Source organism: Pontibacter oryzae, assembly GCF_003576375.1.
GTDB lineage: Bacteria > Bacteroidota > Bacteroidia > Cytophagales > Hymenobacteraceae > Pontibacter > Pontibacter oryzae.
In genome coordinates, this window is record NZ_QWGE01000001.1 from 919,295 (window position 1) to 933,988 (window position 14,694).

Here is a 14,694-nt window from a genome sequence, read left to right on the forward strand (position 1 = left end):
CTTTGAAATCACTTTTTACTACTTCCGCGCTTTTTATCTTTTTTTTACTGCTGATGGCTGCCTGCCAGTCCTCACAGCCTGTGTTTAGCAAGCGTGGCGAAGAATACCGGTCGGCACGGGAGATTGCGGCTGCAAAACGCGCTTCCCGCCGCGGGCAACGGGAAGGCAGCATGGCCTCTACTTCTAAGGATCGTACCAGCCGCACCCGCATGCATAACCGTAACCTGGACAAGGATGTGGCTACCGTAATAAAAACAGCCCGCTCCTACACCGGTGTACCTTACAAATGGGGCGGCACTACGCGCGTTGGCATGGATTGCTCGGGGCTTTTGTGTACTTCTTTCCAAAGTATAGACGTTACCCTGCCGCGCACATCGGATGAGCAGAGCCGCTATGGCGATAACGTAAAACCGAAGGACATACGCGAAGGTGACCTAGTTTTTTTTGGCGAGAGCAAGCGGAATATTACGCATGTAGGCATGGTTACAGAAGTGATCAGCGAGGATGAGGTACGGTTTATACATGCTTCCACTTCCCTTGGTGTAATGGAGAACAACTTATACTCCGATTACTATAAAAAGCTATTTGTGAAAGCCGTAAGGCCGCCGGTTTTTTAACTTTTAAAATACGTTATATATAACTATTTTTATATTATCATTTGATTTTTTCACACTGATTTAATATTAAAAGCCTATAAACCACGTACTTAATAACTAATCTCAATATTTCATTTGATTAGTTATTAAGTACTATGAAACTTTTCTACAATTTACTCTTACTGGTAATCACCTGTACGCTCCCTGCAAGTATGGCCTGGGCTCAGGGTACTACCACAGCAGCACTTAGCGGCACCGTAAAAGATCAGGCGGGCAATACACTCCCCGGAGCCACAGTTATCGCCGTGCATACTCCCACAAATGCGCAATATGTAGCCGGCACCAATACTGATGGCTATTACAATATCCAAAACATGCGCGTGGGTGGCCCTTACACTGTCCGGACATCCTACATAGGTTACCAAGAACAACAGCTAACTGATGTAAACCTGGCACTTGGCCAGACTGCCCGAGTCGATTTTATACTATCCGAGAGCAACCGGCAACTCGGCGAGGTGCAGATCGTAGGCGAACGCAACGACATCTTCAACCAAGACCGGACTGGGGCAGCCACCAACGTATCGCGCGAGCAGATAGAAAACCTGCCAACGCTCAGCCGCAGCCTCCAGGATTTTACCCGCCTCACGCCACAGGCATCCGGAAACTCCATAGCCGGCTCTAACAACCGTTACAACAACATTACCATTGATGGCGCCGTGAACAACGACGTGTTTGGGCTATCGGGCAGCGGCACACCTGGTGGGCAGGCGGGTACGCAGCCTATCTCTCTAGATGCTATACAGGAAATACAAGTTGTAGTAGCGCCCTATGACGTGAAGCTTGGTAACTTTACCGGCGGCGGAATTAATGCCGTGACTCGCTCGGGCACCAACACTTTCAGTGGATCTGTGTATGGCTATGGCCGCAACGAACATACAATCGGTAAATCTGTTGTGGGGCCGCGTGAACGGGCAGACCAGTTTGAAAATTATCAGTTAGGCGTTCGGGTTGGCGGCCCAATTATAGAGGATAAGCTGTTTTTCTTTTTCAACTACGATGCCACCCGTTTTACCGAACCCGTTCGTTTTGCGCCAGGCTCCGCAGAGTCGCAGATTCCGATCAATGTTACCCAGCAGCTTTCTGACTTTGTGCTGAGTGAGTATGGCTACGACGTCGGCTCGTTTGGGCGCATCGACAGGGAAACGCAGAGCGACAAGTTCTTTGGCAGGATAGACTGGAACATCAATGACAAGCACCAACTCACCGTTCGGCACAACATTGTGGATGCCTTTGATGATAACATCTCGCGGAGCAGCGACTTTATACGTTTTGGCAACAACGCTTACCGTTTCAACAGCTCCACCAACAGTTCGGTGCTGGAGCTGAATAGCCGCTTCTCGAATGAGTTCTCCAACAACCTGATTGTGGGCTACACCCGTGTACGGGAGCGCAGAGAAACGCAGGGTGATTTCTTTCCGCAGATCACCATCTTCGACCCAATTGCAGACTTTGAGTTTGGCTCTCAGCGCTCCTCTACCGCCAACGAGCTGGACCAGGATATCTTCGAGTTTACGGATAACCTAACCTACCTGGTAGGCCGCCATAATTTCACGTTCGGTACCCATAACGAGTTTTTTAAGTTCAGAAACCTGTTTATAAACAATTTTAATGGCCGATGGGAGTACAATAGCCTGGATGATTTTTTCAACGATAACCCTAGACGGGTACGTGCTACGTACTCGCTGCTCGACAACAACCCCACTCCTGCCGGCGAGTTTGATGCCATGCAGCTGGGCTTTTATGTACAGGATGAGTATACTTTCTCCGAACAGCTGAAAGTTACGCTCGGCCTGCGCCTGGATATTCCGGTTTTTCCGGATAAGCCACAGGAGAACCTCGCCTTCGAAAATGATTTCAGCAGCACTTATCCCGGCCTGGAAACCGACCGTGCGCCAAGCGGGGAGTTGCTATGGGCCCCGCGCTTAGGCTTTAACTACACACCAACCGAAGACCGGTCGTTGCAGATACGGGGCGGAACCGGGTTCTTTACCGGCCGTGTGCCGTTTGTGTGGCTCTCAAACCAATTTATAAACACCGGCACTGTGCTGGGTACCATTGACCGCAGAAACCCTGGTGGCTTTGTGGAAGACGTTAACCAGCTGATAGACCCAACCTTGCCGCAAACCTTCGAGATTAACGTAATTGCCAACGACTTTAACTTGCCGCAAGTGTGGCGCAGCAACCTGGCTGTGGATTATACTTTGCCTTATGAGGTTTTTCTGACCGTGGAGGGTATTTACTCTAAAACACTGAACGATGTGGTATACCGCGATCTGAACCTAGTAGCCCCATCTGGCACCCTATCGGGCGGCCCTGATAACCGAGAAATTTACCCAGCCAACCGCCGTATAAACAGCAACTATACAAATGTGGTATTGCTAGATAACACTGACAAAGGCTACCGCTACAGCCTGACCGGCCAGCTACGAAAAGATTTCCTGGATGGATTGAATACTACCTTGGCATATACATATGGCAAGTCTAAAGACGTAAATAGCGGCACCAACTCTACTGCTCTTTCTAATTATGAGTTTAACCAGATTGTAAATAGCCCGAACGATCCGCAACTCTCTTTCTCTCGTTTCGATATACGCCACAGGATTGTAGGCAGTGCTGGTTATATCTTTAAGTATGGCGCAAACGATAACTTCGCCACGGGTGTTTCTCTGTTCTACGAAAGCCAATCGGGTCAACCGTTCACTTACCTGTACAATGGCGACCTAAACCGGGAAGGGAATTTTGCCAACGATCTGATTTATGTGCCTCGCACGCAAAGCGACATTAACCTGGTTCCTTTTACCTCTGGCGGCGTAACATTCTCGGCAGACCAACAGTGGGAAGCGCTGGATGACTTTATAGAAAACGATGACTACCTAAGTGAGCGCCGTGGCCAATATGCCGAACGGAACGGTGCCCGAATGCCCTGGACGCACCAGTTTGACCTGCGCATATTTCAGGACTTCGTTTTTGAGGCAGGTAACAACAGTCATAAATTTCAGCTGACCTTCGATATTTTTAATGTAGGCAACCTGCTTAACCGCGACTGGGGCCGCCAGTATTTTGTAAACAACAGTGCAAACGAGATAATACGTTATGCAGGCCTAAATACAGATCAAAACCCTACGTTTACCTTCAACCCTAGTAACATCCGCTACAACATCGCCCCGTTCGCATCGAGATGGCAAGGGCAAATTGGCTTGAGGTACCTGTTTAATGACAGGTAATATAGTTACAGAACGCAAATAAACGCAGCAGGCCACCCGGAATCCAAGTGGCCTGCTGCGTATTACGAAATAAGGCTACTTATTCCCCGTCTTTCGGAGGAGTGAAATTGCCTTCTTCTCTTTTAATCAGGATAACTGATACTAAACCTCCTGGGTAAGAATCATAAGTAACCGTGAACTTCTGACCAACAGCTGCATTCGGGAACTTTGACTTTAACAGCTCGCTCATGGCAAACAAAATGTCTTCGCTTGACCATGAGAAAGTGTTGAAATTACCATACTTCGCCAGGTTTGCTCTGTTCGACTCAGAGCTAATATTCGCCTGATCAGCAATCCAAGCATAGTCTGCTGCTACAAGGCCGTAAGAAATGCTACGGTCTGCAACCCACTTTGTGCCTTTCTTCTCAAAACGCAGTACTTCTTTGGTAACCACATCGCCCTCTACAGCAACCCAACGTACGCCATTGAATACCATAGCCATTACCTGCTGCACAGTTTTACTGCCATTGTAGTAGGCATAGCTGACATACTTTACATCATTGGTTTCGTTCCCAACAATGCTTTTATTCAGGAACCTGTTGAAGTGGTCAGCTAAAACATTATCATCTGCTGCAGTGAAATTGTTGAAACGGTTTCTACCGGCTTCTACATAGTCCTCACCTGAAACATGATAGGCATCAAGCCACATCCCATTTGTGAAATAATACGAGTCGGTAGTTTCGATGTAACGTGGCTCTGCGCTTCCGTTATACCAAGTATAAGTAAGCAGGGCTAGCGTGCCTTCTTCCGCATCTGGGTACTTAGCACTTAAAAAAGTAGTTACCTGAGCCTCCTTGTCGAAGCTTGTATATCTGGCACCGCCTAAAGCATAATCCTCATCTTCTAAAGTATAATACTTAACGCTGGACACAGTATTATCGCCAAACTTGAACACCAAATTGTTGTAGGTGATTGCAGCTTTGGTTTTGTTACCAACCTGAGGGAAATTCTTATCCAGAATTATCGGGATAAGTTCACTCGCTTGCTCTTCATCTGCAAAATAATGTTCTGAGGCAACATAGGCAGGCGCAGTGCCTTTACCCTTAAACAGTTCGTAATCTTTTGCAGATAGCTCTGTTTTTATATCAGCCTCGTATTCATTGGATAATTTTTCATCCAACTCATTATACACATCCTCCATTGGGTCGCAAGCCGTAAAGGACATAGCTGCAACAGAAGCGATTACATATATATATTTTTTCATCTTAATTTAGCTTATCTACTAGATTAGAAGTTAATTTTTAAGCCGGTTGTCCAGGTTCTTCCTGTACCGAAGAATACGCTAGAACCGATCGCATCACCGTTCTTATCTTCATCATTGATGTCATCACCGTTCTGAGCATCTGAGATATACTCTGTATCCATCACGTTATTGACGTTGGCGTATAGCGATGCTTTCAGGCCGGCAATGTTAAATTTGAAGGATGCATTCAGATCGAGAAGAGAGAAAGCAGGAACTTCCCATACTTTCATACCTGGCTCAGTCAAGGTTGTCGGATCGAAGTCAGCATTATAGTTGGCGTAGTAGTTGTAATCGAAGCCAAACTTCAGATCATCTAGTACAGAGTAGCTAGCGCCTAAGGCAGCAGTAGTCTGTGCAGCATCACCTACTTTAATGCCTTTCATATAGATAGGGCCATAATCTTCAGACTCTGTTCTGTCTTCGTTGAAAACCGTGATCTTGTCTAGGTTGTTTGTCCACTCCCAGTTACCCACAGAGGCCATACCTCTAACGCTTAGCTTGGTAGTTGGCTGGTACGTGAAGTCTAGTTCAACGCCTTGGTGCAGGGCATCAACTCCAAGGATGTTAGCAAAGAACTGCTCGCCGCTCTGGCCAGTGATTACATCCGTGAAAGATCTGTCGTTCCAGCTTGTGCGGTATAGGTTAATGTTACCATTCAGCTTTGCGCTTCTGTAACCATAACCCAACTCGTAACTAAGGATTTTCTCGTTCTTAGCATCTTTGTTGATGATGTTCTTGTTCTCCAAAAAGATTGCGTTGAAGAATGGCGCTTTTTCGAAGTAGCCTAGGTTGGCAAACACGTTGTGGTTTTCGGAAAGGTTATAGTTAGCACCACCTTTTGCCTGATATCCGAAAAAGTTCTGGTAATCAGTCGCCTGGTTGCCTTCTTCGTACTGGAAGTAGTCGATGCGCTTGTAAGAAGTGTTAGAAGCCGCTAGTGACACGAAAGCTGACAGAGTTCCATCAGTATACTCACCTTGCAAGAAGCCACCTTCCCATAGCACCAGGCCATCGTTGTAGTAGCTAATCTTATCACCTACACGTGCTCTGTTGTTCGGGTTGTTCACATTTGAGTTATCCAAGTGGTAATCGGCACCTAACAAGTCATAAACCTCTCTAAAGTGAACACCTTTGTAGTAGCGCAAATCGGCACCGCCTAGTATGTTAAAGTTGGCATTAATGCTTTTTTGGTATGTAGAAAGGGCACCATACCAGGTATGGTCGTTTCTAGAGGCATAGCGATATGCTCTGGCATGGCCATCTACAGAGTTTCTGTTGATGTCGACCATTTGGTCTAAGTCATATGGGGAATACTGATCTCCCGTTCTGATAGTATCAACGTTAAGCGAACGGTCTGTGCTGATACCACCGCCGCCACCGGTACCTTTAGATACATAAACAGCAGTAGACAGGAAAGACGACTCATCGATTGTCCAGTAGTGGTTCAGTGAGATCTGTGGTTTGTGGTAGAAGTTATCTTCCACGTTTACAACCTCACCGTCTTTCACTCCCCAGTCAGAGTTCCACCTGAGGCCTTGTGGCGCATTTCTGTAATCCTGAATAGACTCGCGTGTCTGGCGCTGGCCATGGTACTGAGGCGCTCCAAAGCCAGTTAAAGAAAGCGTATGCTTCTCGTTGATCAGCTTCGATACGTTAAAGAAGTAGTTGTACCCTTTAAACTCTAGCCCATCGGCCCAGCCATTACCTTCAGTTTTAGAACCTGATGCAGCAAATGCCCAGCCATCTTCAGTTAAGCCCGTGGCATATGAGAAGCCAACTTTGTTATAGCCGTCGTTACCGATGCCATAGAAAAGCGAACCTCCTTTTGTTGCATCAGTAGTTTTGGTAATGATGTTAATAGTACCACCGATAGAAGGAACGGCTACCTTAGAAGCACCCAGACCACGCTGAACCTGCATTGATTTGGTAACATCTGTAAGGCCAGCCCAGTTAGACCAGTATACACGGCCATTCTCCATGTCGTTTACCGGAACACCATTGATCATAACAGCTACGTTTTCGCTTTGGAAACCACGCAGGTTAATTCTGGAGTCACCGAATCCACCACCTTGCTTAGTAGCATAAACACCTGGTGTCGATTTCAAAAGCTCTGGGAATTCCTGGTTCGAAGCTTTTTCAGTAATGATCTCGCTAGTGATCGTAGACATCGCAACTGGAGTTTCTCTGTCGATAGCGTAACTGTTTGTAGTGATAAGCACCTCGTTAATAGAGGTAACGTTAGACTCCATAAGGATAGAGCCAAGATTCTTCTTGCCGTTCAGGCCAGCAATCGAAACTTCCTTCTGCATATAGCCGACGAAGTTTACAAGTATGGCTGACGCATTGGCGTCATCTACCTGTAGGGAGAAGGTACCATCTAAAGAGGTTGGAACCGCTTTTTCTGTACCTTTTAAGACAACTGTTGCTCCTGGCAAAGGCTCTTTCGTTGCGCCATCCACAACTTTACCTGTAACGGTGCCTTGAGCAAACAAGTCCTTGGGTGTTAAGCTGGTTAATAAGACCAGCATAACAAGACTAAGTAAATTGTACTTCATCTTTTGACTATTAAGATTGGTTGGTTGATTTAATTGGGTGCAAAATTACAACGGTAAGACAGTAATTTTCAACTAAAAGCATTAAAAAAAGATAAAAAAATCAAACCAAAACTTAACAGCATTTTAACTAAAATATCTTAATTATTTTTACATATACAAGATTATCAATCATTTGCAAACCACACAACTAACTAACCCTAAGAATCAAATCCCCAAAAGTGCAATAAACTTATTTGTTTAAAAACAAACCAACAAGTTGGATGAATCCAATATTCTAATCTTACAAATCATTACAGCAAACAACAACCAATAGGCTAGAAGAAGCCTATAAATGCCTAGAAGTATAATTTTAGAACGGCAACATAGAAAACAATATCGATAACATTAGTTGAACTATACAGCTATCCTGCAATTCTACTTCCCAGCAATAATCAATATAAATTATACAAGTAAACCTATCATATTAAAAAATGACAAAAGGAGTAATGTTATTTGTTTATAAATATTCCATATAATAAAAATCATAATAATGAAGCATGATTATATACTTACTAAATAATCAATTGCTATTTTGATAATTTATCACAAATCCAACTACTACTGCAATGATTATACATAATCACTCCGCACATCAACAATGCTAAAAGTTTCAAATTTGAATACCTAGTAACTTTTGAGACAATTAATGCGCAGACCAGACACCAGCCTTAGACACATACAAACAGGACAAAAACCTGTTTGCACCAAATTAATATTATTAGAAAAGTTACATTTACAAGAATTAAACAATCACACAATTAACCGCCGCGCTAAACACACATTTGCAAATACAAATATGTAATTTATCAAACGCTGTTGCATTAGCAATTAAAAGCCTAACCTATATAGGCAACTAAACCTATAAGTTACTGAAGGGCAAATGATACAACATTGACCAACTCTTTACCATACGCAAATTCGCTTAAGCACATATACAGCTTATTAGGTTAACAAATAAATAATATATAACTCGCTTGTAATCACGAAAAGCTGTTCTAATTTTGCGCCAAAATCAATCAACCAATCATGAAAAAATTTTATCAAAAGTTATCAATCATGTTTGCCTTAGTGCTGCTTGTGCAGTACAGCTGGGCGCAAGGGGTAACCACCTCTTCGATGACTGGTATTGTAACAGACCTTAAAGGCGAAGGCTTGCCAGGTGCTACAGTTGTTGCAGTGCATACGCCATCTGGCTCTCAGTATGGCACAACAACTGGTGCTGACGGCCGATTTACGATTGTAAATATGCGCGTTGGTGGTCCTTACAAAGTTACTGCCCGTTACCTTGGCTTCCAGGAGCAGGTAGCAAACAACATCGACCTGAAGCTCGGTCTTTCCACATCGGTTCCTTTCAAACTATCAGAGCAATCTAATGCGCTGTCAGAAGTTCAGGTCGTGTCTGACCGTAACAGCCCTATGAGCTCTGAGAAAACTGGTGCTGCTACAAACGTTTCGAGAGAGGTTGTTCAGTCAATCCCTACTGTAAGCAGAGGCTTAAAAGATTTCACGAAGATCTCTCCTTTAGCTAATACAAGCGGTAACGGAACTCAATTTGCAGGTACTAATAACAGATACAACCAGTTTGCTATTGACGGTTTGATCAATAACGACGTGTTTGGTCTTGCCGGATCTGGTACAAACGGTGGCCAAACAGGAATCGAGCCTGTGTCCTTAGATGCAATTGAAGAGTTCCAGATCAACATTGCACCATATGATGTTAGACAAGGGGGCTTTACTGGTGGTGGTATCAACGCCGTTACTCGTTCAGGTACAAACAACTACCAAGGCTCTATCTATTATTATGGCAACAACGAGAAACTTGTTGGCGGCCGTAGCCCTATAACTGGCGAAAAAGCTAAATACCCTGAATATAATGACTCTCAGTATGGTTTCCGTATTGGCGGTCCGATCCTGAAGAATAAGCTTTTCTTCTTCCTAAACGGTGAGATGACTCGTAGCATTACGCCACTTGCCTTTGACCCGACTGACCCTAACTCAGGCTCTAAACTAACAATGGATGAGATTAACAGAGTAATCTCAACAGTAAAAAGAGTCGCTCCTAATTACGACCTAGGCTCTTACGGTGAGATCAATGATGAGCTGAACTCTAACAAGTTGTTGGCCAAAATAGACTGGAACATAAACAACAACCATAAGCTGACGCTGCGCCACAGCTACGCTTACGGTGAGAACATAGATAACAGCCGTAACAACAACTCATTGCGTTTCTACAACAACGGTCAATTCTTCCCTTCTACTACCAACTCAACTGGTTTAGAGTTGAACAGCACGTTTAACAACAAGTATGCTAACAACTTGTTGCTTGGTTATACAAGAGTACGTGATGACCGTGATCCCCTCGGTGATCCATTCCCTTATGTTCGTATTCAGAACTTAACAGGAAGCAGCTCAATCCAGCTTGGTAGCGAAAACTCTTCAGTGGCTAACCAACTTGATCAGGATGTATTCTCTTTAACTGACAACTTCAGCATATTCGCAGGTAAGCATACCTTTACTTTCGGTACGCACAACGAGTTCTATAGCTTCTACAACTTGTTCGTGCAGAACATCTACGGACAATATGTATACAACTCACTTGCTGACTTCGAGAAAATAGGTACTGCAGAAGAAACTGCTCCTGTTTACTACCAAGTTGGTTATTCTTTTGAAAACGACGGTCCTTTGCAGTCTAAAGGTGCCTCAGATTTCTCTGCAATGCAGCTTGGCCTTTATGCTCAGGACGACATCCAGCTTACAAATGACCTGAAGGTTACATTTGGTATCAGAGCAGACTTGCCACTCCTAAATGATAAAGCAGCATATAACGATCAGTTTTTCAAAACGTACGGATCAAGAGGTTTGTCTACAGACCAACTGCCAGAAACCAAGGTGCTTTGGTCTCCAAGAGTTGGTTTCAACTGGGATGTGTTAGGAGACAATACGTTAAAAGTTAGAGGAGGTACCGGTATCTTCACAGGCCGTGTTCCTTTTGTATGGGTATCAAACCAATACACAAACAACGGTACACTTAACGGTACTTACTCTGTAGGTAGCACTTCATCAAGCGCTAAGCCAATCACAAACCCTGCGGGCATTAAGTTTGTAGCAGATCCTTATGCACAACCTACTGCAGCAACATATAATGGCAAAGATGGTCGTGGCGATATCAACATTACTTCTGAAGATTTCCAGTACCCGCAGGTTTTCAGATCAAACATCGGTGTAGACAAGCAGCTTCCTTGGGGCTTAGTGGCCTCTTTTGAAGCTATCTTCAGCAAAGGCTTGAACAACGTAACGTTCAAAAACCTGAACAGAGAAGTAGACTCCAACTTTACTTTTGACGCCACAGATAAGAGACCTCGTTATAAGACAGGCCGTACCGATTCTAACTTCAATGAGATAATCCTGCTTGAGAACTCAAACAAAGGTTATTCTTATAACTTGGTTGCTCAGCTTCAGAAAAACTTTGAGAATGGCTTTACTGGTTCAGTAGCTTATACTTATGGCCAGTCTAAGGACCTGAACTCAGGTACATCAAGCACAGCTTACTCTAACTGGAGATTCCTGAACAACGTAACTGGCCCGAACGAAAATGTTGAGTCTTATGCTAACTTCGATCTGCGCCACAGAGTAACAGGCTTTGTTTCTTACAGAAAAGAGTACTTCAATCACTTTGCAACACAGGTATCGTTATTCTACAACGGTCAGGCTGGCCAAGCACTTTCTTACATATATGATGGTGACTTAAATAACGATGGTACTACCAACGACTTGATCTTTGTTCCTGCAACCCGAGCTGATATAAACTTGGTGGATGTAAAAGACTCAAAAGGCGTTGTAACCATGACGGCTGATGATCAGTGGACTGCCCTTAATGCTTTCATTGAAGGAGATGAATATCTGAACGAGCGCCGTGGACAGTATGCACAGAGAAACGGTGCAAGACTTCCGTTCCAGCACCAGTTCGACCTTAAAGTTCTTCAGGACCTAGGTCTGCAGATCGGAAACAGCAAAAACAAGCTACAACTGTCTTTCGACGTGATGAACGTAGGAAACCTTATTAATAAAGACTGGGGTAAGTCATACTTCGTGTCTAACCAAGGTTTTAACCTAATCCGTTACGCTGGTATTCAGTCAGGCACTACTAATAAGCCTACTTTCCAGTACACAGCTGCTGGCCAAACTGATGGCAAAGTATACTCAACTTCTGACTACTCTTCTCGTTGGAGAGGCCAGATTGGTATCCGCTACATTTTCAACTAACCTAAACAGTTAGTTTCAATAAAAGGGGCAGCCAAAGCTGCCCCTTTTATTTTGCACAAATTTTTACAACAATGTTTTGCATATAAAATAATTCCCCTATTTTTGTGCTCACAATACGGGGGATTAGCTCAGCTGGCTAGAGCGCTTGCATGGCATGCAAGAGGTCATCGGTTCGACTCCGATATTCTCCACTGAAGGCAACCTATACGGGTTGCCTTTTTTGTTTTAAGTCGATGCCATACTTTATTTACATCCTATACTCAGCAAAGGCTGGAGTTACGCCCCTTTTACTTACCTAAATATCGCTTGCTATTCACGGGCTATTATCTATAACTACTAAACAGCACCTGGCCTGCCCCGTAACTCCTATACATTCTAACTGAAACTTAAAACAGAGCGGCCATGGCTTATAACTTCGAAGACAAGCAGCAAGAGGCAAGTAACATGCTTGCCAAAGTAGCGGAACAGATGGGAACAGAAGACATGCACCAGGCAGCCCGTGTTTTCAGGGCGGTGTTGCAGGCCATCCGCGACAGGCTTCCGATACACGATGCCATTCGCTTTTCAGCCGGTTTGCCTATCATCTGGAAGGGCGTGTACTTTGATCAATACAACCCAACTGTGGTTCCCGTGAGGATGCAGCACCGGCAGGAATGGATAAACTTTATCCGAAGCAAAAATGCCTTTGCCGCCAATAATGATTTTCAGCAGGACAGTGAGATCATCGAATCTTTTCAGGCGGTGTTTAAAGCACTGCATTGCTGCATACCTACCCAAGACCTGCAGCGAATAAAAAATGCGATGCATCAAGACATTCAGGAACTGCTGGAAGTATAAATTCGGCGAAAGCGAAGTATAAAAGCTAAGGCTCCCGTATGTGGAAGTATATACACGATATTTATACTTCGCAACCTATGAAACACTTTTGGGTAGTTGCCCTTGCCATACTTTGCCTTACGGCCTGCAACCAGCACGACTCAGAGCTGGGTAGAGCTACTGCCGTACAAACCGCTGAGACCGATTCAGTGGCTCACGCCATAACCCCTGTACCCGATTGCAGAATTACTACGCCAGAATTTTTGCCTACAAAGCAGCCCATAGCCGACGCCAGCCTTTCGGATTATCTCCAAAACCTGAGGCAAGCAGTGAAAACGCTGGATGAGAATAAGCTGCAGCAGCTACTAGACCCAAACATTAAAACAAGTTTTGGAGGCGATGGTGGCTGGAGCAGTTTTTCGGCGCAGTGGCACCCGGAGCAGGACAGCGCCGAGATCTGGATACTTCTGGAGCGGCTGCTTCGGTTAGGCGGTGACTACCCGCTGAAAAATAACGCTGACTTGTATGCGCTGCCATACGTGTATAGCAACTGGCCAGACTCTTTGGATGCATTTGCGCACGCTGCCGTTACAGGCACTGGCGCCATACTTAAACAGGAGCCCTCTGAAACGGCAGCCAGCATCTGCGTATTGGGCCAAGTTACACTTCGGGTGAATGCTGAAAAATCTTACCCTCAGCAACAAACCGCCGAAAAAGAATGGTGGTACGCGCAAACATTGGATGGCAGCCTGAGCGGATACCTTAACCACACGCAAGTGCACAGCCCTATTGGCTATCGCGCCATTCTCAACAAAAACAAGCAAGGCCAATGGCTCATGACGGCACTCGTTTCCGGAGACTAATAATAAAGCCTCCTGCCACAAGTGTGGCAGGAGGCTTTTTATCAGCTTTACTAATACCTTTGTTCTTACACAAACAGTCCTTCCACAGAAAGGTAACGCTCGCCGGTATCGTAGCAGAACGTTAGCACGCGAGCCCCTTCCGGTATCTCTTCTTCAATTTTCTTGCCTACGGCAGCCAACGATGCGCCCGACGAAATACCAATAAAGATACCTTCTTCACGGGCAGCACGGCGCGTATAGTCAAATGCTTCATCCTGCTGCACCTGTACCACGCCATCCAGCAACGTAGTGTCCATGATATTCGGGATAAAGCCTGCCCCTATGCCTTGCAGCGGATGCGGCCCAGGCTCTCCGCCGCTCAACACGGGCGAGGAAGCTGGCTCCACGGCCAGCACTTTCATATTCGGGAATTTACCCTTGAGCACCTTAGCCACACCTGTAATGTGCCCGCCAGTGCCAACGCCGGTTATCATGTAATCAAAGCCTTCCGGGAAATCTTCTAAAATCTCCTGCGCAGTAGTTTCAATGTGGATTTGTGTATTAGCCTCGTTATCGAACTGCATCGGCATCCAGGCGTTGCCATGCTCTTGCACCATTTCTCTGGCACGCTCAATGGCACCTTTCATACCTTTCTCGCGCGGCGTAAGCTCTAGTTTAGCACCATAAGCAGCCATCAGGCGGCGGCGCTCAATCGACATCGACTCCGGCATTACAAGCACCAGCTGATAGCCTTTTACCGCAGCCACCATAGCCAGGCCTACACCCGTGTTGCCCGATGTCGGCTCTATAATTATGCTGTCTTTCTTTAGCAGGCCCTTTCGCTCTGCATCTTCAATCATGGCGAGCGCAATGCGGTCTTTAATGCTTCCGCCAGGGTTGCTGCGCTCCAGCTTCATCCATACTTCCACATCCTTTTTAAAGAGCTTGTTAAGGCGCACGTGTGGCGTATTGCCTATAGTTTCGAGTACTGTATTCGCTTTCATACGTTGATTTCTG

General features: G+C 45.3%; 8 protein-coding genes and 1 tRNA gene. 6 read left to right on the forward strand and 3 right to left on the reverse strand.

Annotated features, from left to right (window positions below; translation table 11 throughout):
* Positions 1 to 2: 2 nt before the first annotated feature.
* Positions 3 to 617 (forward strand): C40 family peptidase, encoded by a 615-nt coding sequence (locus D1627_RS03795; protein WP_233555499.1) that lies wholly within the window; start codon positions 3 to 5, stop codon positions 615 to 617.
* Between the two features lie 134 nt (positions 618 to 751).
* Positions 752 to 3,880, forward strand: a complete 3,129-nt coding sequence (locus D1627_RS03800) for a TonB-dependent receptor (protein WP_119430853.1) — start codon at positions 752 to 754, stop codon at positions 3,878 to 3,880.
* A gap of 79 nt (positions 3,881 to 3,959) precedes the next feature.
* Here the strand turns inward: D1627_RS03800 and D1627_RS03805 are convergent, their stop codons facing one another.
* Positions 3,960 to 5,123, reverse strand: coding sequence for a hypothetical protein (locus D1627_RS03805; protein ID WP_147383199.1), 1,164 nt, complete (start codon positions 5,121 to 5,123; stop codon positions 3,960 to 3,962).
* 23 nt (positions 5,124 to 5,146) lie between these two features.
* Positions 5,147 to 7,690, reverse strand: a complete 2,544-nt coding sequence (locus D1627_RS03810) for a TonB-dependent receptor (protein ID WP_199688367.1) — start codon at positions 7,688 to 7,690, stop codon at positions 5,147 to 5,149.
* A gap of 1,092 nt (positions 7,691 to 8,782) precedes the next feature.
* Here D1627_RS03810 and D1627_RS03815 point away from each other — a divergent pair.
* The 4 genes from D1627_RS03815 to D1627_RS03830 all read left to right on the forward strand — a co-directional run bounded on the left by D1627_RS03815 (position 8,783) and on the right by D1627_RS03830 (position 13,698).
* The gene (locus D1627_RS03815) at positions 8,783 to 12,019 is read left to right on the forward strand and encodes a TonB-dependent receptor (protein WP_119430856.1); all 3,237 of its coding nucleotides are present in this window, start codon (positions 8,783 to 8,785) and stop codon (positions 12,017 to 12,019) included.
* A 117-nt stretch (positions 12,020 to 12,136) separates the two neighbouring features.
* A tRNA-Ala gene (locus tag D1627_RS03820) sits at positions 12,137 to 12,210 on the forward strand.
* A 211-nt stretch (positions 12,211 to 12,421) separates the two neighbouring features.
* Positions 12,422 to 12,856: a DUF2267 domain-containing protein gene (locus D1627_RS03825; RefSeq protein WP_119430857.1), complete on the forward strand. Its 435-nt coding sequence runs from the start codon at positions 12,422 to 12,424 to the stop codon at positions 12,854 to 12,856.
* A 77-nt stretch (positions 12,857 to 12,933) separates the two neighbouring features.
* Positions 12,934 to 13,698 carry a hypothetical protein gene (locus tag D1627_RS03830; RefSeq protein ID WP_119430858.1) on the forward strand — a complete coding sequence of 255 codons (765 nt, stop codon included), beginning with the start codon at positions 12,934 to 12,936 and terminating at the stop codon, positions 13,696 to 13,698.
* 65 nt (positions 13,699 to 13,763) lie between these two features.
* On the opposite strand, the gene cysK is transcribed toward D1627_RS03830, so the two are convergent.
* Complete coding sequence (cysK, locus tag D1627_RS03835; protein ID WP_119430859.1) at positions 13,764 to 14,681, reverse strand: cysteine synthase A; 918 nt, start codon at positions 14,679 to 14,681, stop codon at positions 13,764 to 13,766.
* Positions 14,682 to 14,694 lie beyond the last annotated feature (13 nt).

Excerpts from the sequence above, each read along its gene's own strand:
- D1627_RS03800 (WP_119430853.1), top strand. The coding sequence starts at position 752 with ATGAAACTTTTCTACAATTTACTCTTACTGGTAATCACCTGTACGCTC.
- D1627_RS03805 (WP_147383199.1), bottom strand. The coding sequence starts at position 5,123 with ATGAAAAAATATATATATGTAATCGCTTCTGTTGCAGCTATGTCCTTT.
- D1627_RS03810 (WP_199688367.1), bottom strand. The coding sequence starts at position 7,690 with ATGCTGGTCTTATTAACCAGCTTAACACCCAAGGACTTGTTTGCTCAA.
- D1627_RS03815 (WP_119430856.1), top strand. The coding sequence starts at position 8,783 with ATGAAAAAATTTTATCAAAAGTTATCAATCATGTTTGCCTTAGTGCTG.
- D1627_RS03825 (WP_119430857.1), top strand. The coding sequence starts at position 12,422 with ATGGCTTATAACTTCGAAGACAAGCAGCAAGAGGCAAGTAACATGCTT.
- D1627_RS03830 (WP_119430858.1), top strand. The coding sequence starts at position 12,934 with ATGAAACACTTTTGGGTAGTTGCCCTTGCCATACTTTGCCTTACGGCC.
- cysK (WP_119430859.1), bottom strand. The coding sequence starts at position 14,681 with ATGAAAGCGAATACAGTACTCGAAACTATAGGCAATACGCCACACGTG.